This is a genomic window from Mycobacterium sp. smrl_JER01 (assembly GCF_048513595.2).
Lineage (GTDB): Bacteria > Actinomycetota > Actinomycetes > Mycobacteriales > Mycobacteriaceae > Mycobacterium.
The window spans coordinates 3,879,265-3,905,199 of record NZ_JBLXXK020000001.1 but is presented as its reverse complement, the minus strand read 5'-3'; the positions used below and the strand labels follow the sequence as shown (position 1 = coordinate 3,905,199).

The 25,935-nt window shown below is 68.5% G+C and carries 26 protein-coding genes; 15 read left to right on the top strand and 11 right to left on the bottom strand.

The features are described from left to right. Position 1: 1 nt before the first annotated feature. On the top strand, positions 2–838 hold the full coding sequence (locus tag ACNUDN_RS18300; RefSeq protein WP_419123214.1) for a DegV family protein: 837 nt from the start codon (positions 2–4) through the stop codon (positions 836–838). Positions 839–854: 16 nt separating this feature from the next. Here ACNUDN_RS18300 and ACNUDN_RS18295 read toward each other — a convergent pair whose 3' ends face one another. Further along, positions 855–1,913: an NAD(P)H-dependent amine dehydrogenase family protein gene (locus ACNUDN_RS18295; protein WP_419123213.1), complete on the bottom strand. Its 1,059-nt coding sequence runs from the start codon at positions 1,911–1,913 to the stop codon at positions 855–857. A gap of 99 nt (positions 1,914–2,012) precedes the next feature. Here ACNUDN_RS18295 and ACNUDN_RS18290 point away from each other — a divergent pair, with 99 nt between their 5' ends. After that, the gene (locus ACNUDN_RS18290; RefSeq protein ID WP_419123212.1) at positions 2,013–2,819 is read left to right on the top strand and encodes an SDR family NAD(P)-dependent oxidoreductase; all 807 of its coding nucleotides are present in this window, start codon (positions 2,013–2,015) and stop codon (positions 2,817–2,819) included. A gap of 4 nt (positions 2,820–2,823) precedes the next feature. Here ACNUDN_RS18290 and ACNUDN_RS18285 read toward each other — a convergent pair whose 3' ends face one another. Genes ACNUDN_RS18285 through ACNUDN_RS18275 form a run of 3 tightly spaced genes read right to left on the bottom strand, consistent with a single transcriptional unit; the run spans position 2,824 to position 5,677 of the window. Beyond that, positions 2,824–3,816, bottom strand: coding sequence for an acyl-CoA dehydrogenase family protein (locus ACNUDN_RS18285; RefSeq protein ID WP_419123211.1), 993 nt, complete (start codon positions 3,814–3,816; stop codon positions 2,824–2,826). Next, positions 3,813–4,958: an acyl-CoA dehydrogenase family protein gene (locus tag ACNUDN_RS18280; RefSeq protein WP_419123210.1), complete on the bottom strand. Its 1,146-nt coding sequence runs from the start codon at positions 4,956–4,958 to the stop codon at positions 3,813–3,815. The genes ACNUDN_RS18285 and ACNUDN_RS18280 overlap by 4 nt, the downstream gene beginning before the upstream one ends. Next, positions 4,958–5,677, bottom strand: a complete 720-nt coding sequence (locus ACNUDN_RS18275; protein WP_419123209.1) for a hypothetical protein — start codon at positions 5,675–5,677, stop codon at positions 4,958–4,960. The genes ACNUDN_RS18280 and ACNUDN_RS18275 overlap by 1 nt, the downstream gene beginning before the upstream one ends. A 110-nt stretch (positions 5,678–5,787) precedes the next feature. Between ACNUDN_RS18275 and ACNUDN_RS18270 the strand changes: the two genes are divergently transcribed. From ACNUDN_RS18270 to holA, 3 genes are read left to right on the top strand one after another with little or no spacing between them, the layout of a single operon-like run. Continuing rightward, the gene (locus ACNUDN_RS18270) at positions 5,788–6,630 is read left to right on the top strand and encodes a ComEA family DNA-binding protein (RefSeq protein ID WP_419123208.1); all 843 of its coding nucleotides are present in this window, start codon (positions 5,788–5,790) and stop codon (positions 6,628–6,630) included. 5 nt (positions 6,631–6,635) lie between these two features. Beyond that, positions 6,636–8,162, top strand: coding sequence for a ComEC/Rec2 family competence protein (locus tag ACNUDN_RS18265; RefSeq protein WP_419125211.1), 1,527 nt, complete (start codon positions 6,636–6,638; stop codon positions 8,160–8,162). Between the two features lie 14 nt (positions 8,163–8,176). After that, entirely contained in the window at positions 8,177–9,118 is a 942-nt protein-coding gene (gene holA / locus ACNUDN_RS18260) for a DNA polymerase III subunit delta (RefSeq protein ID WP_419125210.1), read from the top strand. A 141-nt stretch (positions 9,119–9,259) separates the two neighbouring features. On the opposite strand, the gene rpsT is transcribed toward holA, so the two are convergent. Then, the gene (rpsT, locus tag ACNUDN_RS18255; protein WP_419123207.1) at positions 9,260–9,520 is read right to left on the bottom strand and encodes a 30S ribosomal protein S20; all 261 of its coding nucleotides are present in this window, start codon (positions 9,518–9,520) and stop codon (positions 9,260–9,262) included. A gap of 309 nt (positions 9,521–9,829) precedes the next feature. On the opposite strand from rpsT, the gene ACNUDN_RS18250 reads away from it, so the two are divergent. The 3 genes from ACNUDN_RS18250 (at position 9,830) to ACNUDN_RS18240 (ending at position 13,235) form a co-directional block, all read left to right on the top strand. Beyond that, positions 9,830–11,344, top strand: coding sequence for a circularly permuted type 2 ATP-grasp protein (locus ACNUDN_RS18250; RefSeq protein ID WP_419125209.1), 1,515 nt, complete (start codon positions 9,830–9,832; stop codon positions 11,342–11,344). Between the two features lie 12 nt (positions 11,345–11,356). After that, on the top strand, positions 11,357–12,331 hold the full coding sequence (locus ACNUDN_RS18245; protein ID WP_419123206.1) for an alpha-E domain-containing protein: 975 nt from the start codon (positions 11,357–11,359) through the stop codon (positions 12,329–12,331). A gap of 64 nt (positions 12,332–12,395) precedes the next feature. Further along, positions 12,396–13,235, top strand: a complete 840-nt coding sequence (locus tag ACNUDN_RS18240; RefSeq protein WP_419123205.1) for a transglutaminase family protein — start codon at positions 12,396–12,398, stop codon at positions 13,233–13,235. Here ACNUDN_RS18240 and ACNUDN_RS18235 read toward each other — a convergent pair. Beyond that, positions 13,232–14,089 (bottom strand): ribonuclease Z, encoded by an 858-nt coding sequence (locus ACNUDN_RS18235; RefSeq protein ID WP_419123204.1) that lies wholly within the window; start codon positions 14,087–14,089, stop codon positions 13,232–13,234. The genes ACNUDN_RS18240 and ACNUDN_RS18235 overlap by 4 nt on opposite strands. 172 nt (positions 14,090–14,261) lie before the next feature. Between ACNUDN_RS18235 and ACNUDN_RS18230 the strand changes: the two genes are divergently transcribed. Together ACNUDN_RS18230 and ACNUDN_RS18225 are read left to right on the top strand one after the other, a co-directional pair. Continuing rightward, on the top strand, positions 14,262–14,690 hold the full coding sequence (locus ACNUDN_RS18230) for a CBS domain-containing protein (protein ID WP_419123203.1): 429 nt from the start codon (positions 14,262–14,264) through the stop codon (positions 14,688–14,690). Positions 14,691–14,696: 6 nt separating this feature from the next. Further along, on the top strand, positions 14,697–15,305 hold the full coding sequence (locus tag ACNUDN_RS18225; RefSeq protein ID WP_419123202.1) for a GNAT family N-acetyltransferase: 609 nt from the start codon (positions 14,697–14,699) through the stop codon (positions 15,303–15,305). Positions 15,306–15,312: 7 nt separating this feature from the next. On the opposite strand, the gene ACNUDN_RS18220 is transcribed toward ACNUDN_RS18225, so the two are convergent. The 4 genes from ACNUDN_RS18220 to ACNUDN_RS18205 are packed head-to-tail and all read right to left on the bottom strand — an operon-like array spanning position 15,313 to position 19,365. Then, entirely contained in the window at positions 15,313–16,683 is a 1,371-nt protein-coding gene (locus ACNUDN_RS18220) for an NtaA/DmoA family FMN-dependent monooxygenase (protein WP_419125208.1), read from the bottom strand. A gap of 32 nt (positions 16,684–16,715) precedes the next feature. Further along, positions 16,716–17,639, bottom strand: coding sequence for a MetQ/NlpA family ABC transporter substrate-binding protein (locus ACNUDN_RS18215; RefSeq protein ID WP_419123201.1), 924 nt, complete (start codon positions 17,637–17,639; stop codon positions 16,716–16,718). A gap of 35 nt (positions 17,640–17,674) precedes the next feature. Next, positions 17,675–18,358, bottom strand: a complete 684-nt coding sequence (locus ACNUDN_RS18210; RefSeq protein ID WP_419123200.1) for a methionine ABC transporter permease — start codon at positions 18,356–18,358, stop codon at positions 17,675–17,677. Further along, positions 18,355–19,365: a methionine ABC transporter ATP-binding protein gene (locus ACNUDN_RS18205; protein ID WP_419123199.1), complete on the bottom strand. Its 1,011-nt coding sequence runs from the start codon at positions 19,363–19,365 to the stop codon at positions 18,355–18,357. Before ACNUDN_RS18205 ends, ACNUDN_RS18210 begins: the two co-directional genes overlap by 4 nt. Before the next feature lie 374 nt (positions 19,366–19,739). Between ACNUDN_RS18205 and ACNUDN_RS18200 the strand changes: the two genes are divergently transcribed. Beyond that, positions 19,740–20,867 carry an LLM class flavin-dependent oxidoreductase gene (locus tag ACNUDN_RS18200; protein ID WP_419123198.1) on the top strand — a complete coding sequence of 376 codons (1,128 nt, stop codon included), beginning with the start codon at positions 19,740–19,742 and terminating at the stop codon, positions 20,865–20,867. Positions 20,868–21,002: 135 nt separating this feature from the next. Here ACNUDN_RS18200 and ACNUDN_RS18195 read toward each other — a convergent pair whose 3' ends face one another. Next, a complete protein-coding gene (locus ACNUDN_RS18195; protein ID WP_431960354.1) occupies positions 21,003–21,614 on the bottom strand; it encodes a type II toxin-antitoxin system PemK/MazF family toxin in 612 nt (203 codons plus the stop codon). 118 nt (positions 21,615–21,732) lie between these two features. Here ACNUDN_RS18195 and lepA point away from each other — a divergent pair, with 118 nt between their 5' ends. The 4 genes from lepA to ACNUDN_RS18175 all read left to right on the top strand — a co-directional run bounded on the left by lepA (position 21,733) and on the right by ACNUDN_RS18175 (position 25,903). Beyond that, entirely contained in the window at positions 21,733–23,604 is a 1,872-nt protein-coding gene (gene lepA / locus ACNUDN_RS18190) for a translation elongation factor 4 (protein WP_419125207.1), read from the top strand. A 6-nt stretch (positions 23,605–23,610) separates the two neighbouring features. Continuing rightward, positions 23,611–24,318, top strand: coding sequence for a sensor domain-containing protein (locus ACNUDN_RS18185; RefSeq protein ID WP_419123197.1), 708 nt, complete (start codon positions 23,611–23,613; stop codon positions 24,316–24,318). Positions 24,319–24,369: 51 nt separating this feature from the next. Further along, positions 24,370–25,107, top strand: coding sequence for a sensor domain-containing protein (locus tag ACNUDN_RS18180; RefSeq protein ID WP_419123196.1), 738 nt, complete (start codon positions 24,370–24,372; stop codon positions 25,105–25,107). Between the two features lie 73 nt (positions 25,108–25,180). Further along, entirely contained in the window at positions 25,181–25,903 is a 723-nt protein-coding gene (locus ACNUDN_RS18175; protein WP_419123195.1) for a sensor domain-containing protein, read from the top strand. The last annotated feature ends 32 nt before the right edge of the window (positions 25,904–25,935 follow it).

Here is a 25,935-nt window from a genome sequence, read left to right as displayed (position 1 = left end):
CATGCCGGTCGTGGTGGTCAGCGACTCGTCGTCGCGGTTGGACGCCGAGGAGCGTAAGCGGTGGGACATCCGAGAGGTGCCACTGCACGTCCTGGTCGACGGTGTCGATCTGCGCGACGGCATCGACCCCATCGCCTACGACATCCATGACCGGCCCAAGGTGACGACGGCGGGAGCCACGCCTGCCGAACTGGTGCAGACATATCGCCAGGCGCTGGCCGACAGCGGCGGCGATGGTGTTGTGGCGGTGCATCTTTCGGCCGCCCTGTCCAGTACCTACAGCGCCGCCGCGACGGCTGCACGGGAGTTCGGTCCTGCCGTGCGGGTGGTGAATTCACGGTCGGCGGCGATGGGGGTCGGCTTCACCGCACTCGCCGCCGCGAAGTGCGCCCGGTCCGGTGGTGACCTCGACGCCGTCGAAGCCGCGGCCCGCTCGGCGCTGACCCAGTCGCACGTGTTCCTGGTGGTGCACCGGTTGGACAACCTGCGCCGCAGTGGGCGGATCCGCACCACCGCGTCGTGGCTGGGTACCGCGTTGGCTCTCAAGCCGCTGCTGTGTCTCGACGTCGACGGCCGACTGATCCTCGATCAGCGCATCCGCACCGTGAGCAAGGCGCACGCGGCGCTGGTGGACCGCGTCGCGGAGGTGGTCGGCGACCGGGGAGCCGACGTCGTCGTGCACCACGTCGACAACCATGACGCCGCCGACCAGCTCGGGGCGGCGCTGACCCAGCGGCTGCCGCAGATCTCCTCACTCACCGTGGCCGATATGGGGCCGTTGCTTTCGGTGCACGTCGGCGGCGGTGCGGTGGGGGTCGCCGTGCGAGTCGCGTCCTGACCGTCGGCCGGGACGGTCAGACCGACGAACGACCGGTGATCGGCGGTAGATCGGCCAGCGTCACAATCCCGGGTCGGGCCGCCACCACCGCGGGCACCGCGTTGGTCACCGGCATCGCCGTATAGATCATCCCCAGCCCCATGAAACCCGGTTCGGTCCAATCCCTGGGCGGCAGACAGTGCACCACGGTTCGCATGTTGGGCAGGCCGAACACCTGCACCACGTGACCGTGCTCCAGCGGTTTGGGCGGAGTCACATGCTCGCCCATGATCCAGTTGAAGCCCACGCTGACCACGTTGTGGTCGCCGACCCAGCCGCGGTGGTAGCCGTGTACGCCGGCCACGGTGCCCGCAGGAATCTGCATGAAACCAAGATCGCTGTCCCCGGTCGCGGCGGTGAACGTCACGTCGAAGGTGATGCGGTCCAGCGTGGCGCCGATGGCGTCGGCCATCATCGCCGCGGACTCGGCGAAGACCTCGCTTTCTCTGCGCACGCTCTCGGCCAGGCCCGGGGTGTCCGGGTCCTGCGAGAAGCCCATCGCCGTCTGGGTGCCTGCGGATTCGTAGGTCGAACAGTCGACCGACTCGGTGATGCGGATCTCGTCGACGCGTTCGCAGGCCCCGCTGAGCACCATCCCGACCAGGTTGCTCATGCCGGGATGCGCCCCGCTGCCGAAGATCGTGGAATTGCCTGCTTCGCAAGCCTTACGGATTCGATCCAGGTCCTCGGGTGACTGCTTGCCGCCGGTGATCCAGGCCGCGCTCGAACACACGTTGACCCCGGATTCCAGTAGCCGCACCAGGTCGTCGATGTCGGGCCACAGCGGGTTGTAGCAGCAGGCGTCCGGTGTGAGCGCCAGCAGTTCCTCGATGTCGGCGGTGGCTCGCACGCCGGTCGGCTGCACCAGGCCCGCGAGCTCGGCGGCGTCCACTCCGACCTTGTCGGCGCCATGCGCGAACACACCGACAAGCTCCATGTCGTCGCGGCCGATGATCGCGTGCAGCGACCGGCGACCGATGTTGCCGGTGGTCCACTGGATGACGCGCAGCGGTCGCTCGGTGGTGGTCGGTGGCATCTAGGGTGCTCCTCATCGCTTGTTCTGCGGCGCCGGGTGTCTGCAGTACAAGGGTGTCTGCAGTACAAGAAAGCAAGCTACTGCCTCTAGGGTGGCGGCATGGGCGACATGGCTGCGGTGGCCGTCGTGACCGGAGCCAGCCGGGGCGCCGGTCACGGCATCGCGACGGCGTTGGCGGCGCACGGATGGCGGGTGTACGGCACCGGTCGCACCATTGCCGCCGATCCCGGCTGGGGCATCGGCCTGCAGGTGGATCACCGCGATGACGACGCCGTCGGACGGCTGTTCGAACGCGTCGGTTCCGAGGCCGGCCGGCTCGATCTGCTCGTCAACAACGCCGCGGCCGTCTCCGATGAGCTGGTGAGTCCGAAACCGTTCTGGGAGAAGCCGCTCGGTCTGGCCGATATCCTCGACGTCGGGCTCCGCTCGGCCTACGTCGCGTCGTGGTACGCCGCGCCCCTGCTGACCGCGCAGCAACGGGGGCTTGTCGTCTTCACGTCTTCGCCGGGGTCGGTGTGCTACATGCACGGTCCGGCCTACGGCGCGCAGAAGTCGGGCGTGGACAAGATGGCCGCCGATATGGCGGTCGACTTCGGGGGCACCGGTGTCGCGGCGGTGTCGGTCTGGATGGGCATCCTGCTCACCGACAAGCTGCGGTCAGCGTTCGACGGCAATCCCGCGGCGCTGTCGGCCTTCGCCGAACAGGCCGAGACACCGGAGTTCACCGGCCACGTCGTCGACGCGCTCTACCGTGATCCCGAGCTCGGCGAGCTCAGCGGTCGCACCGTCATCGCGGCGGAACTGGCTGCCCGCTACGGCATCACCGACGAGGACGGCCGAATGCCGCCGTCACACCGCGCCATGCTGGGTGCGCCGAGAGAGCCCAGTACGGTCGTCGTGCGCTGAGGCGTCATGGACAGATCAGGCTCCAGAGCTGTTCGGAACCGGCCTGGATGGCCATCTCGGTGATCCGGGCGTCCCAGTGCCGGACCGATCCGAATTCCGATCGCCACGCCAGCGCTGCGCGGGTGAACTCGGGCAGGCGATGCTCGTCGGTGGTCCCGATGGCACCGAGCACCTGATGCGCGTTGCGTACGACCACGGTGGCCGCGTGCCCGGCGCAGGAGCGCGCCGCGGCTACCAGGAATTCCAACCGGGGTGAGGTCCAGTCGCTGGTGATGGCCACCGACAGGGCCGCCTCGGTCGCCGACCGGGCAAGTGCGGCTTCGGACGCGATGTCGGAGATCAGATGTTGGACGGCCTGGAACTTCGCCAGCGGCCTGCCGAACTGTTCACGCGAGCTTGCGTGGTCGATCGACAATTCCAGCGCGCGGTCCAGCGTCGCACACACCTGGATGGATCGGATCAGCGCCGATTTCAGCGACAGTTGCGCGAGCAGATCAGAGGTCACTGTGGTGCCCCGCAGCGCGGTGAGGTCGGCGCTGACGGTGTCTCTGGGTTCCCCGATCATGTTGGCCCCGGGTGTGATCGTGAGCGTGTCGGCGGCGAGATCGGCTGCCAGATGACCGTCGTCGTGCGGCCATGCCACGACCACCCGGTGCGCGTGCGAAGCCCACGGCACCGCCCGGGCCTGTCCGTGTTCATCGAGCAGGCACACGGTGCGCACCGCGCCGTCGTGGTCGATGCCGAGTGCCTCGAGCAGCCAGCCCGCCAGCAGATCGTTCTCCGCCAACGGGATTCGCACCGCGTGCCGGACCGCCGCCGCGAGCAGTTCGGCCGCTTCGTACCAGCCGGCGCCGCTTCCGCCGGCTTCTTCCGAGCCGGTGAGGCGTACCAGGCCCAACCCGTCCAGGCGGGCCCACAGGTCGGCATCGTGGCCGTGTTCGGCGAACACCGCATCCATCATCTCGGCCAGCGCCGGGTCGACCGTCTGCGTGCTCATCGGATCCCCAGCCCGCGTGCGATGACTCCACGCAGCACCTCGTTCGTTCCGCCGCGCAGGGTGAATCCGGGGCGCTGGTCCACCGCGGCGTTGGCCAGGTCGGTGAACCGCGCTCCCGCGGACTGCGCGACCGACAGGTGCGCGAACTCGGCGATGTCGCCCTCGGTCGTGGTTCCCAGAACCTTGACCACCGCCGCCGCCACGTCGGCGGGTTCGTCCCGCTCCAGCGCACCGGCCACCGCCGACGACATCTGGTGCAGTCCGGCGATCCGGGCCACCAGGCGGCCCAGCTCATCGGTGCGTGAAACATGTTGTGAGGCGACGGCGTGCGCGCAGGCATCGAGGAGAACGAACGTCGACAGGAAGCGTTCGGGGCCGCTGCGCTCGAAGCTCAACTCCGAGGTCACCTGCTGCCAGCCTGCCCCGATGGCGCCGAAGACCATGGCGTCCGGGACAAAGGTGCCGTCCAGGATCACCTCGTTGAAATGGTGCGCGCCGTTCATCGACACGATCGGCCGGATCTCCACCCCGGGGCCGCGCAGGTTCACGATGAACTGGCTCAGCCCGGCGTGACGGTGCTGCGGGTCGACGCGTTCGGTACGCGCCAGCGCGATGAAGGCGTGCGCGCGGTGTGCGCCAGACGTCCAGACCTTGGTGCCGGTCAACACCCAACCGCCGTCGACCCGGTCGGCGCGGGTGCGGACGCTGGCGAGGTCTGATCCCGAATCCGGCTCGCTCATCCCGATGCCGAAAAAGCACTCGCCACGGGCGATCCTGGGCAGGAATTCGTGCTTCTGCTGCTCGGTTCCGTACTTCAGCAGTGCCGGCACGATCTGGCGGTCGGCGATCCAGTGCGCCGCCACGGGTGCGCCGGCGGCCAGGAGTTCCTCGGTGACGACGAAACGTTCGAGGAACGAGCGGCCGTGCCCGCCGTAGGCGGCGGGCACGGTCATACCCAGCCATCCGCGTTCGGCGAGGGCTGCGGTGAAGTTCTCGTCCCACTCGCTCAGCCAGGCATCGGGTGCCGGCGTGAAAGCTCCGGCGGCGCGCTGCGAGGCGAGGAACGAGCGCACCTCGGCGCGCAGGGCGTCGGCCGACGGCGCCTCGGCGGTGAACGGCGGCACCAGGCGGGAAGCAGGCATCAACGACCCCTGTTCTCGGCGGAGTCGGGCTTCGCGGCGGCTCTGGTCTGCTCGGGCGGGTCGGTCTGCTCCGACGGGTCGGTCTGCTCGGACGTGTCGGTCTGCTCGGGCACGGCCTCGCCGGTCGGCGTGCTCGCGGGCTGCACCAAAGCGATACCGAGCGCGAGGAAGAACGCGGCCGTCAGGGTGCCGCCCAGATAGTGGTTCATCGGTCCGCCCGGGGAGATGAAGCTGCCGGGCGGGCCGATGATCGTGATCGTCTCGACCAGCTGCTCGACGGTGAAGACCGCTGCGGCCGTGCCTAGCCAACGGGGAAGGCGATCCTCGTTGGCAGTCAACAGGATTGGGACCGCGACCAAGATGTTGGCGATGGTGGCCACCGGTAGCCACATGGCCGCGATGTCGTCGATGGCTCGCGCGGTGCCGGCGGTCACCTGCCCGGGGCGAAGGGCGGGGCCCGCGACGAACCAGACCGCCACACACAGCTGCGCGGTCAGCAGCGACGAACCGATCGTGAACAGGTGCGCCGGCGGACCGGACAGTCGATCCCGAGCGAACGCGAGGACAACCACCAGAGCGAGGACCGAGGACGCCAGCAACAGGGCCTCGACGCGGGCGATGCCGGCGTCGGGCCCGGGGATGGCGGGAAGCACCAGCACGGCCGTTGCGTAGAGCACCGCGAACGCGACACCTGCGATCATCGGGGCTCGGCTGTTCATACGGCGCCATGCTAGCCACCACTGTCCCCAATACCGACTTCGTCCCCAGGCTGCACCCATCGCCGCGGCTTCGACGCGGTGCCGTCACCGGGCGCACTTACCGTCAGCGCATGTCCACCGAAATGCCCGCCGAGCGGTTGCGTCGGCGTCTGGGAGCCGCCGGTGAGGCCGACGCCGTTCAGTTCGCCGGCGCCGGCACCGCAGACAGGGACGGGGACGAGGACGAACCCTCCGACACACTGCTGTCCCGCTGGCTACCGTCTTCCCCGCCGAGCGGCGCGTCGGCCCTTTCGGCCAGGATCCGCGCCGACCCCGGCCGCGCCGGGGTGATCGCACTCGGTGCCGTCGGTCTGATCGCGGTGCTGGTCACCGTGGTGAGCCTGATCCGGGACAGTCCACCCGCAGTGGTGTCGGCCAAACTCCCGCCGGTCGAGATGGTGTCGTCGGCTGCCCCGAGTGCGGGTCCGGCGCCGCCGACCGAACCCGTGGTGATCAGCGTGGTCGGGCTGGTGCACACCCCGGGGTTGGTCACCCTGGAGCCGGGGGCGAGGATCGCCGATGCACTGGAGGCCGCCGGTGGAGCACTCGACGGTGCCGACGTGCTGGGGTTGAACATGGCCCGCCGCGTCGCCGACGGCGAGCAGATCGTGGTGGGCATCGCGGCGCCACCCGGGCAACCGGCCCAGCTGGGCAGCTCCGTGCTGTCCGAACCCGGACCGACCGGCGCCGAGGTCGGCGGTGGCACGGCCGAGGGCCGGCCGGGTCTGATCGATTTGAACACCGCCACCGTCGAACAGCTGGACACCCTCCCCGGCATCGGTCCGGTCACCGCCGCGGCAATCGTCGGCTGGCGCGACGCGAACGGCCGCTTCGCCAGCGTCGACCAGCTCGGTGACGTGGACGGTATCGGGCCCGCCCGCCTGGAGAAGCTGCGTCCACTGGTCCGGGTGTGACGGCTGTGGACCTGCGCCTGGTGCCGGCGGCGGCCACCAGCTGGGCGGTGACCGCCGCCGGGATTCTCTGGTTGCTGCCCGGTGCCGTTGTCGCGTCCGTGATCGCTGTGGTGTCGGCCGCGGTGGCCGGGTGGTGGGGTGCGCGTCGGCGTACTCCGACGGCGGGCGGGACCGCTGGCGGGCGCAATCCTGCGGCGACGGACCGGCCTATTGGTGGCGCCGGCGGTCACCGCGGCGCACCGACGTTGGGGCTGGCTGCGGTGGTGCTGGTCGGGGTCGCCTTCGCGCTGGCGATCACCCTGCGCGTCGATGCGCTCGGCGATCACCCGGTGACCGGGTACTTCGGTGCCGAGACCTCGGTGGTCGTCACGCCGACGGAGACACCGCGTGTCCTGCAGGGCGGTCGCACGATGATCCGCGGGACGCTGCTGACGCTCGACGGCGTTCCGTCGTCCGGGGATGTCCTCGTCTTCGCCTCCGGCGCCGACTATGCCGCTCTGACGGCGGGACAGCCCGCGCGGTTCCGGGCGCGGGTCAGTCCGCCGAAACGGCGTGATCTCACCGTTGCGGTGCTGTCCGCGCGCGGCGACCCCGCCCGCGGCGAGGCAGCACCCATCCATCAGGCGGCGCATCGGCTGCGGGGCCGTTTCGCCGATGCCGCTCGGCTCGCGCTGCCCCCCGATCAGGCAGCCATGGTGCCGGCCCTGGTGCTCGGTGACACCTCGTCGGTGTCGACCGAGGTGAACTCCGAGTTCCGCAAGTCCGGGCTGACGCACCTGACCGCGGTGTCCGGCGCGAACGTGACGATCGTGTGCGGGACGGTGTTGCTGTCGGCGGCGCTGATCGGGCCCAGGGTGGCGGTCGGATTGGCGGCCGTCACGCTCATCGGGTTCGTGGTGGTGGTGCAGCCGTCGCCGAGCGTGCTGCGGGCGGCTGTGATGGGGTCGATCACGCTGCTGGCCGTGCTGTCGCATCGCAGGAGGCAGGCGCTGCCGGCGCTGGCCGCCACGGTGATCGCGTTGATGATCGGCGCGCCCGAACTGGCCGTCGACATCGGCTTCGCGTTGTCGGTCGCGGCCACCGCGGCGCTCGTTGTCATCGCGCCGGGCTGGTCGAGACGGCTCGTGGCCCGGGGTTGGCCACGACCACTTGCGGACGCCGTGAGCGTGGCCATCGCCGCGCAGCTGGTCACGGCGCCGCTGATTGCCGGGGTCTCCGGTTCGGTGAGCCTGGTCGCGGTGGTGGCGAACCTGTTGGTGGCACCGGTCATCCCGCCGATCACCGTCATCGGCACCGCGGCTGCTGCGCTCAGCGCACTGTGGCCGGCGGGGGCACAACTGTTGATCCGCTTCACCGGTCCGGAGGTGTGGTGGTTGCTTGCAGTGGCGCGACGGACCGCGCAGCTGCCGGCCGCGGCGGTCACCGTACCGTCCGGTTTCGCCGGGGCGCTGACGGTGGCCGGCGTCGCGGTGCTGACGGCAGCGGTGTGGCATTGGGTGGTGTCCCCCCGACGTGACACGATCGTGCCGTGAGCGACGCGACGGGGCTGCACCTGGTGCTTGGCGACGAAGAGCTGCTGGTGGAGCGCGCAGTGGCCGAGGTGCTGGGCGCGGCACGGACCTCGGCGGGCACCTCGGATGTGCCCGTGGACCGCATGCGTGCCGGCGAGGTCAGCGTCAGCGAACTCGCCGAGCTGCTCAGCCCGTCGTTGTTCGCCGATGAACGGGTGGTGGTGTTGGAGTCGGCGGCCGAGGCCGGCAAGGACGCGGTGGCTCTGATTCAGCAGGCGGCCGCCGATCTGCCGCCCGGCACGGTGCTGGTGGTCGTGCACTCCGGTGGGGGTCGAGCCAAGGCGCTGGCCGACCACCTCAAGAAGCTGGGTGCCGAGGTGCACCCGTGTGCCCGCATCACCAAGCCCTCCGAGCGTGCCGACTTCGTCCGCAAGGAGTTCCGCGCCTTGCGGGTCAAGGTCGACGACGCGACGGTGACCGCCGTGCTCGATGCGGTCGGGTCCGATATCCGGGAGCTCGCATCGGCCTGCTCGCAACTCGTCGCCGACACCGGCGGCACCGTGGACGCCGTCGCGGTCCGCCGATATCACTCGGGAAAGGCCGAGGTGAAGGGTTTCGACATCGCCGACAAGGCCGTCGTCGGTGATGTCGCGGGCGCCGCGGAGGCGCTGCGCTGGGCGATGATGGCCGGTGAACCGCATGTGGTGCTCGCCGACGCGCTCGCCGAGGCCGTGCACACCATCGCGCGGGTGGGTCCGCTCTCGGGCGACCCGTACCGGTTGGCCGGTGAGCTCGGGATGCCGCCGTGGCGGGTGCAAAAGGCCCAGAAGCAGGCCCGGCGCTGGTCCCGAGATTCGGTGGCGCAGGCGGTACGGCTGGTCGCGGCGTTGAATGCCGACGTCAAGGGCGCCGCCGCGGATGCCGACTACGCGCTGGAGAGCGCGGTGCGCGCGGTGGCGGAGTTGGTCGCCGACTGAGCGCCCACCGGAAACGCACCGGCGATACCCAGGGCCCGGATAACTACAGGGCCCGGACGAATCCAGGGCCAGAGAACACAAAAATGCCGAGCGAGCTCAGGTGATCACCCGAGCCGGCTCGGCACGTCAGGGAGCCGGAGCTCAAATCTTGTTGAGAGCCTGGGCCAGCGCGGACTTGCGGTTGGCGGCCTGATTCTTGTGGATCACGCCCTTGCTCGCAGCCTTGTCCAGCTTGCGGCTGGTCGCGGCCAGCAGTTCGCCGGCCTTCTCCTTGTCGCCGGCCTCGACGGCCGCCCGGAATCCGCGAACCGCCGTGTGAAGCGACGACTTCACCGACTTGTTGCGCAGCCGGCGCCGCTCGTTGGTGCGGATCCGCTTCTCCTGCGACTTGATGTTGGCCACGCGTGTATGTCCTTCTAAAGCTCGACTGGGTTACTGGAGTCTGTGGGCGCCCGCCCTGGGGCAGCGACTGTTCAGGGTAGCAGCGAGGGGGTAAATGTCCCAAAGCGAGCGTCGTGGCCTGCCGAAACGGCCGCGATGCTGCAGCATGGCATGCGAACGCGCGCTACGTGCTTCTGGGAAAGGGTAGGGGACATCTTGGCGACCGAAACCGTACGTACCGCCCGTACCAACGGGAAACCAGCGAAGCGGCACGACGGGGTCTTCGGTGGATACAACAAGCTCGGGTCCTACAGCCAGGCCTTCGACGAGATGTTCGACGCCCACGGCAACGTCCGCGGTCCCTACAAGGGCATCCACAAGGAACTCGGGCCGTCCGACGTCACCGAGCTGGAGGCGCGCTCGGACGCGCTGGGACGTGCCTTCATCGACCAGGGCATCACCTTCTCGCTCTCGGGGCAGGAGCGGCCGTTTCCGCTCGACCTGGTGCCGCGGGTCATCTCGGCGGCCGAGTGGACCCGTCTGGAGCGCGGCATCCGGCAGCGGGTGCAGGCACTGGAGATGTATCTCGACGACATCTACGGCGAGCAGGAGATCCTGCGCGACGGGGTGATCCCGCGTCGCCTCGTCACGTCCTGCGAGCATTTTCACCGCGAAGCCGTCGGCATCGTCCCGCCCAACGGGGTACGCATCCACGTCGCGGGCATCGACCTCATCCGCGACGCGCAGGGCAACTTCCGGGTGCTCGAGGACAACCTTCGGTCACCGTCGGGGGTTTCCTACGTCATGGAGAACCGCCGCACGATGGCGCGCGTCTTCCCGAACCTGTTCGCCACCCATCGGGTGCGTGCCGTCGGCGACTACTCCTCGCACCTGCTGCGCGCACTGCGCAACGCCGCGGCCAACAACGTGGCCGACCCCACCGTGGTGGTGTTGACCCCCGGTGTCTACAACTCCGCGTATTTCGAGCACTCGCTGCTCGCCCGGCAGATGGGCGTCGAGCTGGTCGAGGGCCGCGACCTGTTCTGTCGCGACAATGCGGTCTACATGCGCACCACCGACGGTGAACGTCAGGTCGACGTGATCTACCGGCGCATCGACGACGACTTCCTGGATCCGATGCAGTTCAAGCCGGACTCGGTGCTGGGCGTGGCGGGAATCCTCAATGCCGCCCGCGCCGGCAATGTGGTCATCTCCAGCGCGGTCGGCAACGGCGTCGGTGACGACAAACTCGTCTACACCTACGTGCCGACGATCATCGAGTACTACCTGGGCGAGAAGCCGCTGCTGGCCAACGTCGACACCTTCCGGTGCTGGCTCGACGACGAGCGCGAGGAGGTCCTCGACCGGATCGACGAACTGGTGATCAAGCCGGTCGAGGGTTCGGGCGGGTACGGCATCGTGTTCGGCCCCGACGCCTCGGAAAAGGAACTGGCGACGATCAGCAAGAAGATCATCGCCGATCCGCGCGGCTGGATCGCCCAACCGGTCATGCAGCTGTCCACGGTGCCCACCCAGATCGGCGACAAGCTGGCCCCGCGCCACGTCGACCTGCGTCCGTTCGCGGTCAACGACGGCGACGAGGTGTGGGTGCTGCCCGGCGGTCTCACCCGGGTCGCGTTGCCCGAGGGGTCGCTGGTGGTGAACTCCAGCCAGGGCGGCGGATCCAAGGACACCTGGGTGCTGGCGTCGCGGACCTCGGCCGCCGACCGCGAACTCGGCGCCGCCGAGGTGGTGCGCTCGCTGCCCAAGGCCGCCACCAGCAAGAGTGCCGGTAAGAACGGCAAAGTCGAGAGCACTCAAGACCAGCAGCAACAGCAGCAGTAGGGGGCGGTTCGAATGTTGGCACGGAACGCGGAATCGCTGTACTGGATCGGCCGCTACGTCGAGCGCGCCGACGACACCGCGCGGATCCTCGACGTCACGGTGCACCAGCTGCTGGAGGACTCCAGCGTCGACCCCGACCAGGCGTCACGCACCCTGCTGCGGGTGCTGGGCATCGAGCCCCCCGACGAAGCGCTCGACGTATGGTCACTCACCGATATCGTGGCGTTCAGCCGGGAAACCGACGGCGCCTGCTCGATCGTCGAGGCGATCTCGGCGGCGCGTGAAAATGCCCGTGGTGCAAGGGAAGTCACGTCGAGCGAGATCTGGGAGTGTCTCAACACCACCTACAACGCGTTGGCCGAGCGAGAGCGTGCCGCCAAACGCCTCGGCCCGCACGAGTTCCTGTCCTACGTCGAGGGCAGGGCGGCGATGTTCGCCGGATTGGCCGATTCCACCCTGAGCCGCGACGACGGTTACCGCTTCATGTTGCTGGGCCGGGCTCTGGAACGGGTGGACATGACGGTGCGTCTGTTGCTCTCCCGGGTCGGGGACAGCGCGTCGTCGCCGGCATGGGTGACGCTGTTGCGGTCCGCCGGTGCCCACGACACCTATCTGCGCACCTACCGCGGCGTGCTCGACGCCGGTCGGGTGGTCGAGTTCATGTTGTTGGACCGGCTTTTCCCGCGATCGATCTTCTACTCGTTGCGGCTGGCCGAGCACAACCTCGACGAGTTGATGAACCGTCCGCACGACCGGCTGGGTGCCACCGCCGAGGCCCAGCGCCTGCTCGGCCGGGCCCGCAGCGAACTGGAGTTCCTGCAGCCCGGCGTGCTGCTCGACTCGCTGGAGCAGCGGTTGGCCGGGCTGCAGAAGACCTGCTTCGATGTCGGAGAGGCATTGGCGCTGCAGTACTTCCACTCTGCCCCGTGGGTGGCGTGGACGGATGCCGGGCGCAGCGCGCTGGTGATCGAAGAAGGGGAGATCTGACGGTGGGACCCGCGCGCGCCGATGAGCCCTCGGGCGCAGAACAGACGACCGAGAGGGGATTGTGATGTGGCGTATGCGTGTGGTGCATTCGACAGGTTATGCGTACAAGTCACCGGTCACTGCATCCTTCAACGAGGCGCGGCTGACCCCGCGCTCGGATTCGCGGCAGAACGTGATCCTCAACCGCGTGGAGACCGTGCCCGCCACGCGGTCCTACCGGTACGTGGATTACTGGGGGACCGCGGTGACCGCGTTCGACTTGCACGCCCCGCACACCGAACTCGAGGTCACCGCGTCCTCGGTGGTCGAAACCGACCGTTCCGAAGCGCCGCAGACGAAGGTGACCTGGGCTGATCTGGGCACCGAGGCGGTGATCGACAAGTACGACGAGGTGCTCGCCCCGACGCACTACGTGCCGGCGAGCAAGCGCATCGAACGGGTCGGCCGACGTATCGCCAAGTACCACGAACCCGCCGAAGCGGTCATCGAAGCCGCGCGGTGGGTGCACGGCGAGCTGAACTACGTCCCGGGCACCACCGGTGTGCACACCTCCGGGGTCGACGCGCTGCGCGAAGGCAAGGGTGTATGCCAGGATTTCGCGCACCTGACGTTGATGTTGTTGCGCGGCATGGGTATTCCGTCACGCTATGTGTCGGGATATCTGCACCCCAAACGCAACGCCAAGGTCGGTGACACCGTCGACGGCCAGAGTCACGCCTGGGTCCAGGCCTGGACCGGGGAGTGGTGGCACTACGACCCCACCAACGACGCCGAGATCAACGAGCAGTACATCAGCGTCGGCGTGGGGCGCGACTATTCCGACGTGACCCCGCTCAAAGGCATCTACTCGGGAGAGGGGTCGACCGACCTCGACGTGATCGTCGAGATCACCCGGCTGGCCTAGCTTTTCCGCGCGCACACGCCCGGGTGGACCTCGACCCGGTGCAGATCGTCGCCGATCTCGATCTGCCGGTCGAACACGGATGCGGCCAGGGCGCGCCAGTCCTCCTCCTGGCCGGGCTGGATGGCCGGCACGTAGTGGGTGAGGATCAGGATCCCGACGCCGGCGCGGGCCGCGGTCTCGGCCGCCTGCTCCACCGACGAGTGATAGTCGCAGATGTCGCGGAAACGCTGGATCGGCATCGCCTCGATCAGGTCCCGGCGGATCGCGGTGTGCACCAGCGCTCCCGCGCCGGCGGCGAGTTCGTCGAGTCCCCGGCACGGCACCGTGTCGCCGGCGAGCACCACCGAGGCGCCGGCGTGTTCGATGCGGAATCCGATCGTCGGTGCCACCGGCCGGTGATCGGTGGGGCCGATGCGGATCTGAACTTCGTCGCGCCCCCACACCACCCCGGAGGTGACCTCCTCGACCTCCACCGGCGGTGGGGTGGTCAGGTCGGCGTGATGGGCGATGCGGTAGCCGATGTCGAAACTGAACGCCTTGAGCGTGTTCTCCACCACCTCGGCGGTCCCCGGCGGCCCGATGATCGGCAGCGGCGCCAGATCGGGTGCGAAGTTCGACACCCACCGGGTGATCAGGACGTCGCCGAGGTCGGCGATGTGGTCGCTGTGCAGGTGCGTCAGCAGCAGCGCGGTGATGGTGTTGGCGCCGACCCCGACCGCGGCGGCGCGCTGCAGCACTCCCCGCCCGCAGTCGACGAGAAACGTCTGCCCGCCGGCACGCACCAGCGTCGCCGGCCCGGCCCGGTCCGGGTCGGGGATCGGACTTCCGGTACCGAGCAGCGTCACTTCGATCATGACGGCAGAAGTTACCCGCCGCACCGGTCCCTCGCCGTGTTAGCGAGGTAAACCGCTGCGGCGCAAGGTGATCGGGCCAGACAGTGGAGCGCGAAATGCTTACCCCGATCCGGCCCGCTGGGAACCGGCTGGGGGTAACCTGGAATGATCCAGGTCACCCAGGGAGATGTCGATGCGGATTTCCGACGTGCTACGCCACAAGGGTGCGACCGTGGCGACGATCACGCCCGAGACCTCGGTGGCCGGTCTGCTGACCGAACTGTCCGTGCGCAACATCGGCGCGATGGTGGTGGTGTCCCCGGACGGGTTGCTCGGCATCGTCTCCGAGCGCGACGTCGTGCGTAAGCTGCACGACGTGGGAGCGGACCTGCTGCAACGACCGGTGTCCGACATCATGACGACCCTGGTGGCGACGTGCACACCGGACGATTCGGTGGACAGCCTGAGCGCGTTGATGACCAACAACCGGGTTCGGCACGTACCGGTCGTGGTGGACGGACGGCTGGCCGGGATCGTGAGCATCGGCGACGTCGTCAAGAACCGGATGGAGGAGCTCGAACGCGAACACGAGCACCTGCAGGCCTACATCACCCAGGGCTGAGCGCCGGTGGACGCAATCGACGTCCGCGTCGCGCAGAAGGCGGACGTCCGGGAGCTGGCCGGTGTCCTCGGTCGCGCGTTCGTCGACGACCCGGTGATGGAATGGATGATGCCCGACGACGCCCGGCGCGCGAAGGCGTTGCCGCAGGTCTTCGGCGCGATGACGCGCCATCATTTCCTGGCCAACGACGCCGTGGAGGTGGCGCGCCGGTCCGGCGCGGTGGGCGCGGCGGCGCTGTGGGATCCACCGGGACGGTGGAAGCAGACGCAAGGTGAGGAACTCCGGATGATGCCGAGCTTCCTGCTCGCGATGGGCAGGCAGGTCGGACGGGGTCTGCAGGTGTCCGAGCTGATGAAGCAGCACCATCCGGAAGAGCCGCACTGGTATCTCGGGGTGATCGGCTCCGACCCGGACATGCGCGGTGCCGGCCTCGGATACGTACTGATGCGTTCGAGGCTGGACCGCTGCGACGCCGAGGGGGCGCCGGCCTACCTGGAGTCCACCAAGGAATCCAACGTGCCCTACTACCTGCGGTTCGGCTTCGAGGTGACCGGCGAGCTGACCATCCCGGGCGGCGGCCCGACGATGTGGCAGATGTGGCGCCGCCCCGCCTGAGGGCCCGTCACGCACTTCCCACCGGTTCCGGAACCCGGTCGGCCAGCGAGTTGTCGCTGAACGCGCCGCGGTAGCGCGCCGCCGGATGGGTGTCCGGCAGCCGATCCCCGCGCCCGAGCAGCTTGTGCCGCAACGTGCCGGACTTGTCGGTGCCGATGAGGCCCCGCTCGCGCAGCGTCGGGAACAGCCGGTCGGCCACTTCCCGGAACGACGACGGCAGCGTCGCGTGATAGACGTTGATGCCGTCGACGCCGGCCTCGCGCCATTCCTCCAGGCGGTCCGCGATCTCCGTCGGGGTGCCGACGACACGGTTCGCACCCTCCAGCGCCCAGGCCATGTCGCGGATCGTCGGCTCGTCGTCGCCGGAGATCTCGGCGGCCCAACGCGAGAAGCTCTGGATGCCGGTGAACTCCCCGAGCGCACTGATCGGGGTGTCCAGCGGCAGGTTGCCCGCGTCGATCCCGGCGTCACCGAGGGCGTGCAGGGCAACGCCCTCGACATCGAGATAACGCTTGAGTTCGTCGTTGCGTCGGACCGCCTCGGCGTGGGTGTCGCCGATCACGAAGGACAATCCCTGAGCGAAGGTGATGTCCTGCGGGTCGCGGCCGTTTGCGGCGGCCAGCGCCCGGGTCTCGCTGGTCAGCTTGTGCGCATCGGCAGGGGTCGGGCTGCTGATGTAGACGCCCTCGGCGTTTCGCGCCGAGAACAGCTGGCCGGCAGGGGAGGACCCCGCCTGGAACAGCACCGGGGTGCGCTGTGGTGACGGCGACGTGAAGTGGGGTCCCTCGACGCTGTAGCGCCGGCCGACATGGTTGATCTTGTGGATCTTCGACGGATCGGAGTGCACGCCGCGCTCCTTGTCCTGCACCAGCGCGTCGTCGTCCCAGGAGCCCTCCCACAGCTTGTACGTGACGTCGACGTACTCGTCGGCCCACGCGTAACGCTGATCGTGGGCCAGCGTGCCCTCGTGGCCGAAACTGCGAAACATGTTCGCGTTGAAGCTCGTCACGATGTTCCAGCCGAGCCGGCCGTCGGTGTAGTGGTCCAGCGAGGACATCCGCCGGGCGAAGTTGAACGGATGGTCCTGCACGATCGAGCTGGTGAACACGATGCCGAGATTCTCGGTGGCGGCGGCCAGTGCCGACGCCAGCACAGACGGGTCGTTCACCGGGACCTGGATCCCGCCCTCGACAGCCTTGCGCCAGTTGCCGTTCCACGGTGCCCGCAACCCGAACACGTCGGCGAAGAACAGCAGGTCGTAACCGGCCTTGTCGACCTCGGCGGCCAGCGACGTCCAGTGCCGCAGCGAGTTGAACCGGTGGTTCTGCGCGTCCGGCGCCCGCCACAACCCGTGCAGCACATGGGATGCGGTGTTCATCACGAACGCCGAGTAGTACAGCGGACGCTTTGTCACGAGTTCGATCCCGGCTCCGAGTCGTCCGACGCGCCGATCGGGCCCAGCGTGTCCCGGATCAGTGCGTTGTCGGTGGTCTCCAGGAACTCCGCGATCCTGGGATCTTTGAACGTCTCGATCAGCTTCTGCACGTTGGGGTCGTCGAGGTGCTTGTCGCTGACCACCAGACCGCCCTCGCTGCCCACCGGCGCCGGATGACGGTCGAGGATCTGCTCCTCGGTGAGGCCGGAGGCGTACACGTCGGAGATGTGCACGGTGACGGCGTCGACATCGGCGAGGCTGCGGGCGAGCTGCCCGATCGGCACCTGGACGAACTGATAGTTCTTGGGATTCGACTCGACGTCGGAAAGCTGCGGCAGACCCTTGAGGTCGTCCTTGCCCGGCTTGAGGGTGATCTGGCCGGCTTCGGCGAGATCGAGCAGCGCGATCGCCTGCCCGGCCGGATCGTCGCGCAGGGCGATCTTGGCGCCGTCGGGCAATTCGTCCCAGTTGTCGTACTTGTCCGAGTAGGTGGCCTGGTCCCAGGTGAATGTCGGTGCCGCAAGGGTCAGTTCGAAGCCGTTGGCCGCGATGGCGTCGTTGAGGAACGGCTGGTGTTCGAAGAAATTTCCTGCGACGTCGCCCGCGTCGACGGCACGGTTGATCTCGATGAGGTTGTCGATCTGCACCGGCTCGATGGTGATGCCGTGCTCTGGCGCGACGTTCTCGGCGATATAGGCCAGCAGATTCTCCGCGGCGATATCGGTGCTCCAGGTGGCGACCTCCAGCGTGGTGCCGAACTCCTTGTCCTGGTTGGCGAGTTGGGCGTAGGTCACGCCACCGGCGATGACGACGACGGCCGCCGCCGCGCCGGCGATCCACGGCCAGCGTCTGCGTTTCTTGATCTCGATGTCGACGGCGGGGTTGCTCTGCTCTGCCACGGGTCTTCCTTCTGATTGTTGGGTGCGGGGAGGGTTCAGCGGGTGAGCGCCCGGACGGCGCGGTCGCCGGTGAACTGGACGAGCTGAATGGTGATGATCAGCGCGATCACCGTCGCGATCATGATGTTGTCGTCGAATCGGTTGTAGCCGTAGGTGATTGCCAGGTGCCCGACACCGCCGGCGCCGATGGAGCCGGCGATGGCCGAGTATTCGATCATCGCGATGGTGTTGACGGTGAGCGCTCCGGCCAGCGCGGGCAACGCCTCGGAAAGCTGCACCGACCGGATCACCTGCACGTGCGACCCGCCGGACACCAGGCCCATGTCGGTCACATCGGATCGCACCTCGCGCAACGCATTCTGGACCAGCCGGGCGAAGAACGGGATGCCTGCCACCGTCATCGGGACGATCGCGGCCGCGATACCGATCGTGGTGCCGACCAGGAACCGGGTCACCGGGATGATGGCCGCCATCAGGATCAGGAACGGCAGCGACCGGCCGACGTTCACGACCGTGTTGAGCACCGTGAACACCCGCGGGTTCGGGAACAGCCCGAGGGTCGAGGTGTTGTGCAGGATGATCCCTGCCGGGGTGCCGATGAGCACGACGAGCACCATGGTGACCCCGACCATCACCCACGTTTCACCGTAGGCGGGCAACAGCAGGTCGGGAACCTTCAACCAGGGTGTGCTGAAGTCGTCGAGGGCCAGGTAATTCACGCCGCCGCCTCCGGGGATCTGGCAGCGACCTTCTCGACCGGGCGGACGTGCAGCCCGTGTTCGGTGAGGTATTCCACGAAACCGGAAGGGGCGGAGGGTGTGACAGCCAGGACCGCCCGGCCCACCGCCACCCCGCGGATGGATTCGACGCTGGCGCTGAGCACGCTGACCTGTGCGCCGGACAGGCCGGGCGCGGACTGGATCGAGGTCAGCCAGTCCAGCGGCACGCTGCGGGAGGCATGCGAGACCTCCCAGATCTCCCCGGCACCCTCCAGTGGCGCACTCGGCCGGTCCGGCAGCAGTTCGTGAGCCAGCTCGGAGGCCGGGTCGAGGATGATGTCCTCCACCGAACCGCTCTCGATGATGCGGCCGTCCTCGATCCGCGCCACCGAGTCGGCGATCTCCCGGACCACCTCCATTTCGTGGGTAATCAGGATGATGGACAGACCGAACTCGTCTCGCAAATGACTGAGCAGCCCCAGGATCGCCCTGGTGGTGGCCGGGTCCAGTCCGGACGTCGCCTCGTCGGACAGCAGGTTCGACGGGCCGAGCGCGAGCGCACGGGCGATCCCGACCCGCTGCTTTTGGCCGCCGGAGAGCTGGGCCGGGTAGAAGTCTGCGCGGTCGGCCAGGCCTACCCGGTCGAGCAGTTCGGCCACCCGCTTGCCGACCGAGCCCTCGGTGGCGTGCAGGTACTGCAGTGGCAGCGCGATGTTCTGGGCCACGGTCCGGCGCCGCAGCAGCGGTGCGGTCTGAAAGATCACGCCGACGCGCCGGCGGGCCGCGAGCAGTTCGTCACCGTCGAGTCGGGTGAAGTCCTCGCCGTCGACCCGGACCGTGCCGCTGGTCGGACGTTCCAGAAAGCTCACGCAGCGCGACAGCGTGCTCTTGCCTGCACCACTGGGACCGACGACGGCGAGGATCTCACCGCTGCCGACGGACAGGGAGATGTCGTCGAGGACGGTGCGGTCACCGAACCGCTTGGTCAGGTTCTCGATCTCGATCACGGGGAAGCTCTCTGAGTGGAAAGGGCCTGCGGTGACGCGCAACGAGCACGACGGCGTGCCGATGGCAGGGAAGCCGACAGGGCCGGCTGGGGAGGTGTTCAGACGACGGACCCAACCTAGGCAGGGGCGGGGAGCGCGGCCAGATTACCGATCTGCCTGATCCGAATGCCGGTCAGAACAGCGCCGACCGTCGCCGTTGACTCAGCGAGATCCCACCGCTTCGCAGCTGAAAGGCACTATCCAACAATGTCATTCGCAGACCGCGGCCGTACTGTCGGTCCGGGCCGGTGCCGTGCCCCCGGCTGCCGACGAGGTGGCCGGTGCGCCACGATAGCCAATTGAAGGACGAAACCGATTGGAGTGGAGCGGATTACATGAGCACACAACCGAATTTCGGGGTGATCACCGACGGGCTGAAGTTCCACTGGTATCTGCCCACCCACGGTGACACCGTGACGATCGCCGACAACCGCGGCAGTTCCGCGGCGCGGACGGCATCGCACCTGGAGCCGTCGCTGGAGAACCTGACCGCGCTGGTGCGCACGGCGGAGGATTACGGGTTCGAGGCTGCACTGACTCCCACCGGCTCGCACTGCGAGGACTCGTGGCTGGCCACTGCGGCGCTGGCTCAGCGCAGCCGTCGGCTCAAGTTCCTGGTGGCGTTCCGCCCAGGGGTTCTGTCCCCGACGCTGGCCGCACAACAGGTCAGCACATATCAGCGGTTCACCGGAGACCGGTTGGCGATCAACATCGTCACCGGCGGCGACGACGACGAGATGCGCCGCTACGGCGACGGCATCGACAAGTCCGCCAGGTACCGGCGGACCGCCGAGTTCCTCGCCGTGGTGCGCGGGGTGTGGGGTAGCCCCGAGTTCTCCTTCCGTGGTGAGTTCTACGACATCGACAAGGCTCGGTTGGCCTACCCGGTCGAGGCGGCGCCGATCATCTACTTCGGCGGTTCCTCGCCCGAGGCCATCGAGGTGGCCGCCGAGCACGCCGACGTCTATCTGACCTGGGGCGAACCGCCCGAGCAGGTCGCCGAGAAGATCGGGCGGGTCAGGGCAGCCGCGGCGCGGCGCGGGCGGACCCTGCGGTTCGGATTGCGCGTGCACACCGTGGCCCGGCCCACCGAGGAGCAGGCGTGGCAGCGCGCCGACGAGCTGATCGCCGGCCTGTCCGCCGACGAGGTGCGACGGGCGCACGAACGGTATCTGGCCAGCGGCTCGGAGGGGCAACGGCGGATGGCGGCGCTCACCACCGGCGAACTGGTCGATGCCCGCAGCCTGGAGGTGCACCCAGGTCTGTGGGCCGGCCCGAGCCTGCTGCGCGACGGCGCCGGGACCGCGGCGATCGGCAGCTACCAACAGGTGGCCGACGTGTTCGCCGAGTACACCCGCATCGGAATCAGCGAGTTCGTGCTGTCGGGGTATCCGCAGGCCGAGGAGATCCGCCACGTCGGCGAGGGTGTCCTGCCGCTGGTACGCCATCCGGCACCTGCCTGATCAGGACACGCCCGCCGGAGGCGGGAATCAGGTCCACCTCGCCGGAGGCGGGAATCAGGTCCACCTCGCCGGAGGCGGGAATCAGGTCCACCTCGCCGGAGGCGGGAATCAGGTCCACCTCGCCGGAGGCGGGAATCAGGTCCAGGAGTATTCGGCCCGCAATCGCATCGCCACCACGTCGAACACGTCGCGCCCCAGGATGGCGCCCTCGCGCCGGATACCCTCCTCGGGGACGTCGAGCACCCGGTCCAACCGGACGAAGCTGACCCGCCCCTCATGGTCCCAGGTGCCGCTGCCGATGCTGACCCAGTTCGGGTCGTCGCGGTGATGGTCCCGGCTGGACAGCATCAGTCCGAGCAGGATGTCGCGGTCCCGGCCGACCACCAGCACGGGTCGGTCCTTGCCCCGGTTCGGGTCGTCCTCGAAGACCACCCAGGTCCACACGATCTCACCGGGGTCGGCGCGGCCGTCCAGGTCCGGTGCGTAGGACACCCTGCGGGCGCGGTGTGCGGTGGGAACGAAACGATTGGAGACAGGCCTGCCGGCGGGCAATGCGGGGGCGGTGGCCTCGGCCGGGCCGGACAGCACGTCGCGCCCGATCCGGATGCCCTGCTGGATGCCGCGCTGGAGGGTGTCGGAGTTCTGCAGCTGACGGACGAGTTTGGGGGCCTCGTTGAACACCAGGTTCTCGGTGTTCTTCACCAGGAAGCGCTGAAACGCCTTCAAATACGATGACGATGACGCCATACCCGCCAAGCATAGGCGGTGCCCCGGCGGCCCGATCGTGGCTCGATTGGGCCGTGCAGGGCTGCGCTCGATACTCTGAACAGGCCGGTATCGGCCGTCAGACCCCGCTCACCAGGAGATTCCCATCAGCAGTTTCGCCGACAAGACCTTCACCGCGCCGGCGCAGATTCGGAACTTCTGCATCATCGCCCACATCGACCACGGCAAGTCCACCCTGGCCGACCGGATGTTGCAGCTCACCGGCGTGGTCGACGAGCGCTCCATGCGTGCGCAGTACCTGGACCGGATGGACATCGAGCGCGAACGCGGCATCACCATCAAGGCGCAGAACGTGCGGCTGCCGTGGGTGGTCGCCGACGGTGAAGCGGCCGGACAGTATGTGTTGCACCTGATCGACACCCCGGGCCACGTCGATTTCACCTACGAGGTGTCCCGAGCGCTGGAGGCCTGCGAGGGCGCCGTGCTGCTGGTCGACGCCGCGCAGGGCATCGAGGCGCAGACGCTGGCGAACCTGTACCTGGCGCTGGACCGCGATCTGACCATCATCCCGGTGCTCAACAAGATCGACCTGCCCGCCGCCGACCCGGACCGGTACGCCGGTGAGATCGCCCACATCATCGGGTGTGAACCCTCCGACGTGCTGCGGGTGTCGGGCAAGACCGGCGACGGGGTGGCCGATCTGCTCGACCACGTGGTGCGGCAGATCCCGCCGCCGCAGGGTGACTCCGATGCCCCCGCGCGCGCCATGATCTTCGACTCGGTCTACGACATCTATCGCGGCGTGGTGACCTACGTGCGCGTGGTCGACGGCAAGATCGTCCCGCGCGAGCGGATCAAGATGATGTCCACCGGCGCCACCCACGAACTCCTCGAGGTCGGCATCGTCTCGCCCGAGCCGAAGGCCTCCGACGGGCTGGGTGTCGGCGAGGTCGGCTACCTCATCACCGGTGTGAAAGATGTGCGCCAGTCCAAGGTCGGCGACACCGTCACGACTGCCCGCAACGGTGCCACGGAGGCGCTGACCGGGTACCGCGAGCCCAAGCCGATGGTCTACTCCGGGCTCTACCCGGTCGACGGGTCGGATTACCCGGTGCTGCGCGAGGCGCTGGACAAGCTGCAGCTCAACGATGCCGCTTTGACCTATGAGCCGGAAACCTCGGTGGCGCTCGGGTTCGGGTTCCGGTGCGGCTTCCTGGGTTTGCTGCACATGGAGATCACCCGGGAGCGGTTGGAGCGCGAGTTCAACCTCGACCTGATCTCGACGGCGCCCAACGTGGTCTACCGCGTCATCACAGAGGGGACCGCGCCCGGTGATCCGGGATTGACGGTGACCAACCCGTCGGACTGGCCCGAGGGCAAGATCCGGTCGGTGTTCGAGCCGGTCGTCAAGACCACGGTGATCGCGCCGAGTGAGTTCATCGGCACCATCATGGAGTTGTGCCAGTCCCGCCGCGGCGAACTCGGCGGGATGGACTATCTGTCACCCGAACGCGTCGAGCTGCGGTACACGATGCCGCTGGGCGAGATCATCTTCGACTTCTTCGACTCGCTGAAGTCACGCACCCGCGGGTACGCCAGCCTGGACTACGAGGAGGCCGGCGAGCAGGAGGCCGATCTGGTCAAGGTCGACATCCTGCTGCAGGGCGAGGCCGTCGACGCGTTCAGCGCCATCGTGCACAAGGACGGGGCGGCGGCCTACGGCAACAAGATGACCACCAAGCTCAAGGAGCTCATCCCACGCCAGCAGTTCGAGGTGCCCGTCCAGGCCGCGATCGGCTCGAGAATCATTGCCCGCGAGAACATCCGGGCGATCCGCAAGGATGTGCTGTCCAAGTGCTACGGCGGCGACATCACCCGTAAGCGCAAGCTGCTGGAGAAGCAGAAGGAGGGCAAGAAGCGGATGAAGACCATCGGACGCGTCGATGTCCCGCAGGAGGCGTTCGTGGCCGCACTGTCCACCGAGTCGGCCACGGACAAGCCGAAGAAGTAGACCACGGTGACCCGCGGGTGGTGGCGGACCGGCCCGGTCGTCCTCGGGCTGGCGGTCTCGCTGTGGACCGCCGGGTGCACGAGCACCGTGGACGGTACCGCGGTGCGCGCTGATTCCGCTGTCCGGCAATCGGATTCGCTGCTCACCGAGCAGGATCTGGACGAGATCCTGCTCGACACCGGAGAACTCGGCGATCTGCTGAGCAGCCCGAGCATCGAGGTCACCGACGAGATCGACGAGATGACCGACTCCTCCGCCGACGTGACCGCACCGGAGTGCGTCGGGGCGCTCTACAGTGCCGAGGAACCGGCTTACGCGGGCACCGGGTACACCGCCGTGCTCACCCGTCTGGCCAGCGAAGCGGGGGACGATTACCAGCACTGGGTGGAGGAGAGCGCCGTCATCGTGCCGACCGCCCAGGATGCCGAAATGTTCGTCGAGCGCTCCGCGCGGGAATGGGACCGGTGTGCGGGCACACCGGTCTCGATCAGCGACGGTGAGGACTGGTTCGACTGGGAGCTGAGCGGCGTCGTCCGTGACGGCGGCATCGTGAGCCAGGTGTCGACGGCGATGGACTCTGTCGAATGGCAGTGCGAGCACACGGTGGCGGCTGTCGCCAACGTGATCGTCGAAGCGTCGGTGTGTGCCGAGCGGGTCCGCGACGAGGCCACCACGGTGATCAACGCGATGATCGCGAAGGCTGCCGAGCGGTAGTTTCTCGTCGATCAGGTCGCACACCGGCCCGGGGCGTGCTATCGAAGGGGTATGTCGAAGGTGGCCCGGGCGGCAGGGATCGGGTGTGCATGTATCGCTGTGGCGGGCTGCGCCGCGGCGCCGATCGACGACCGACCCGTGGTGCGCATCGTCGAGGCGGCCCAGCCTTCGGCCGCGATCCCGCTCGCGCCGTTCCTACCCACGGCGGCGGAGTTGGCCACGCTCCTGGCCACCGGCCCCAACGCGCTGCTCGGCACGCCGGTGCAGGGCGATGCCGAGGTGTTGCTGCGCAGCATCGGCGACGCCGATGTGACTCCGGCCGAATGCGTCAGCGCCGCCTACCGCATGCAGGAGATCGTGTACGACGACAGCCCGGTGCAGTCGGTGGCCACCAACACCTGGGCCGGGGGCGGCTTCGACGGCCCTCCGGTGTCCGGCTTCTTCGGCGTCGTGCAGATGGCCGACCCGGGCGCCGCGCAGGAGTTCTTCGCCTCGCTGTCCGCCCAGTGGGGCCGCTGCAACGGGCAGACGGTGGCCCTGCAGTCCGCGCCCCACGGCGCCGACGAGATCAGCATGATCACTGGCGTCGCCTTCGACGAGCGGGTGCTCTCGGCCAGCGTGCTGCACACCTCGGGAGGAACGGAATCGCCCACGGGCATGCGGGCTGTCGGTCTGGCCGGCGACTGCATCGTGGAGGTCGAAGTCGTCGATCCCCGACCCTCCGGCGTCGCGCGGCCCGCCGTGGCCGTCGCGGACGCGATCCTGGACAAGATCTCCGCGGTGCGCTGACGGCACGGCGCCACCGGCGCGTCGGACCGGTCCGACAAGGACCGGGCCCAACCGCCTCGGTCCCGGGCTCACGATGGCGGACAATGGCAGGGTGAGGAGACGCGGCGCAGTTGAGCGCGGTCGCACGGCCGGCGCCGTGTTCGCGGTGTCGGTTCTGCTCGCTGCGTGTGTGAGCACCGTGGACGGTACCGCGGTGCGCGGTCGGGGCGCCGCTCCGCTCGACGTGCCGTTACTCGGCGAAGCGCAGCTGGACCGCGTTCTGCTCAGCATCGGCGAACTCAACACCATCGTCGGGTCCACCCGGATGACGGTCACCGGTGAGCTCGACGAGATGACCGACCACTCTGCCGAGGTATCGGATCCCGAATGTCTGGGGGCGGTGTACGGCGCCGAGGAGCCGGTCTACGCGGGCACCGGGTGGACCGCCGTCCGTGACCAGGTGGCCCGCGAACCCGGCGACGACAACGATCACTGGGTCGAACAGACCGCGGTGCTCTACCCGGCCGCCGAGAACGCGCAGTCGTTCTTCAGAGACTCTGCGACCACCTGGCAGGACTGTGCCGACGCCGCGATCACCGTCGGCGACGGCGCCTATCTGTGGGAGTTCGACGAGGTCGACGTCGGCGATGCGCTGATCAGCCAGATGACGACACAGCAGGGCGCCGACGGATGGGCCTGTCAGCATGCGCTGGCGGTGGTGTCCAATGTGACCGCCGAGGCATGGGCCTGCGGCTACAGCATCACCGACGAGGCCGCCGCCATCGCGACCGCGATGGTGCACAACGCCGCGTCGTAGCGGGTCCTTCATCAACTCTTCATTTGACGGGT

Bases quoted from the DNA above. Each gene is read 5' to 3' on its own strand.
- ACNUDN_RS18300 (WP_419123214.1), top strand. From the start codon at position 2: ATGCCGGTCGTGGTGGTCAGCGACTCGTCGTCGCGGTTGGACGCCGAG.
- ACNUDN_RS18295 (WP_419123213.1), bottom strand. From the start codon at position 1,913: ATGCCACCGACCACCACCGAGCGACCGCTGCGCGTCATCCAGTGGACC.
- ACNUDN_RS18290 (WP_419123212.1), top strand. From the start codon at position 2,013: ATGGGCGACATGGCTGCGGTGGCCGTCGTGACCGGAGCCAGCCGGGGC.
- ACNUDN_RS18285 (WP_419123211.1), bottom strand. From the start codon at position 3,816: ATGAGCACGCAGACGGTCGACCCGGCGCTGGCCGAGATGATGGATGCG.
- ACNUDN_RS18280 (WP_419123210.1), bottom strand. From the start codon at position 4,958: ATGCCTGCTTCCCGCCTGGTGCCGCCGTTCACCGCCGAGGCGCCGTCG.
- ACNUDN_RS18275 (WP_419123209.1), bottom strand. From the start codon at position 5,677: ATGAACAGCCGAGCCCCGATGATCGCAGGTGTCGCGTTCGCGGTGCTC.
- ACNUDN_RS18270 (WP_419123208.1), top strand. From the start codon at position 5,788: ATGTCCACCGAAATGCCCGCCGAGCGGTTGCGTCGGCGTCTGGGAGCC.
- ACNUDN_RS18250 (WP_419125209.1), top strand. From the start codon at position 9,830: ATGTTCGACGCCCACGGCAACGTCCGCGGTCCCTACAAGGGCATCCAC.
- ACNUDN_RS18245 (WP_419123206.1), top strand. From the start codon at position 11,357: ATGTTGGCACGGAACGCGGAATCGCTGTACTGGATCGGCCGCTACGTC.
- ACNUDN_RS18240 (WP_419123205.1), top strand. From the start codon at position 12,396: ATGTGGCGTATGCGTGTGGTGCATTCGACAGGTTATGCGTACAAGTCA.
- ACNUDN_RS18235 (WP_419123204.1), bottom strand. From the start codon at position 14,089: ATGATCGAAGTGACGCTGCTCGGTACCGGAAGTCCGATCCCCGACCCG.
- ACNUDN_RS18230 (WP_419123203.1), top strand. From the start codon at position 14,262: ATGCGGATTTCCGACGTGCTACGCCACAAGGGTGCGACCGTGGCGACG.
- ACNUDN_RS18220 (WP_419125208.1), bottom strand. From the start codon at position 16,683: ATGAACACCGCATCCCATGTGCTGCACGGGTTGTGGCGGGCGCCGGAC.
- ACNUDN_RS18200 (WP_419123198.1), top strand. From the start codon at position 19,740: ATGAGCACACAACCGAATTTCGGGGTGATCACCGACGGGCTGAAGTTC.
- ACNUDN_RS18195 (WP_431960354.1), bottom strand. From the start codon at position 21,614: ATGGCGTCATCGTCATCGTATTTGAAGGCGTTTCAGCGCTTCCTGGTG.
- ACNUDN_RS18180 (WP_419123196.1), top strand. From the start codon at position 24,370: ATGTCGAAGGTGGCCCGGGCGGCAGGGATCGGGTGTGCATGTATCGCT.
- ACNUDN_RS18175 (WP_419123195.1), top strand. From the start codon at position 25,181: ATGGCGGACAATGGCAGGGTGAGGAGACGCGGCGCAGTTGAGCGCGGT.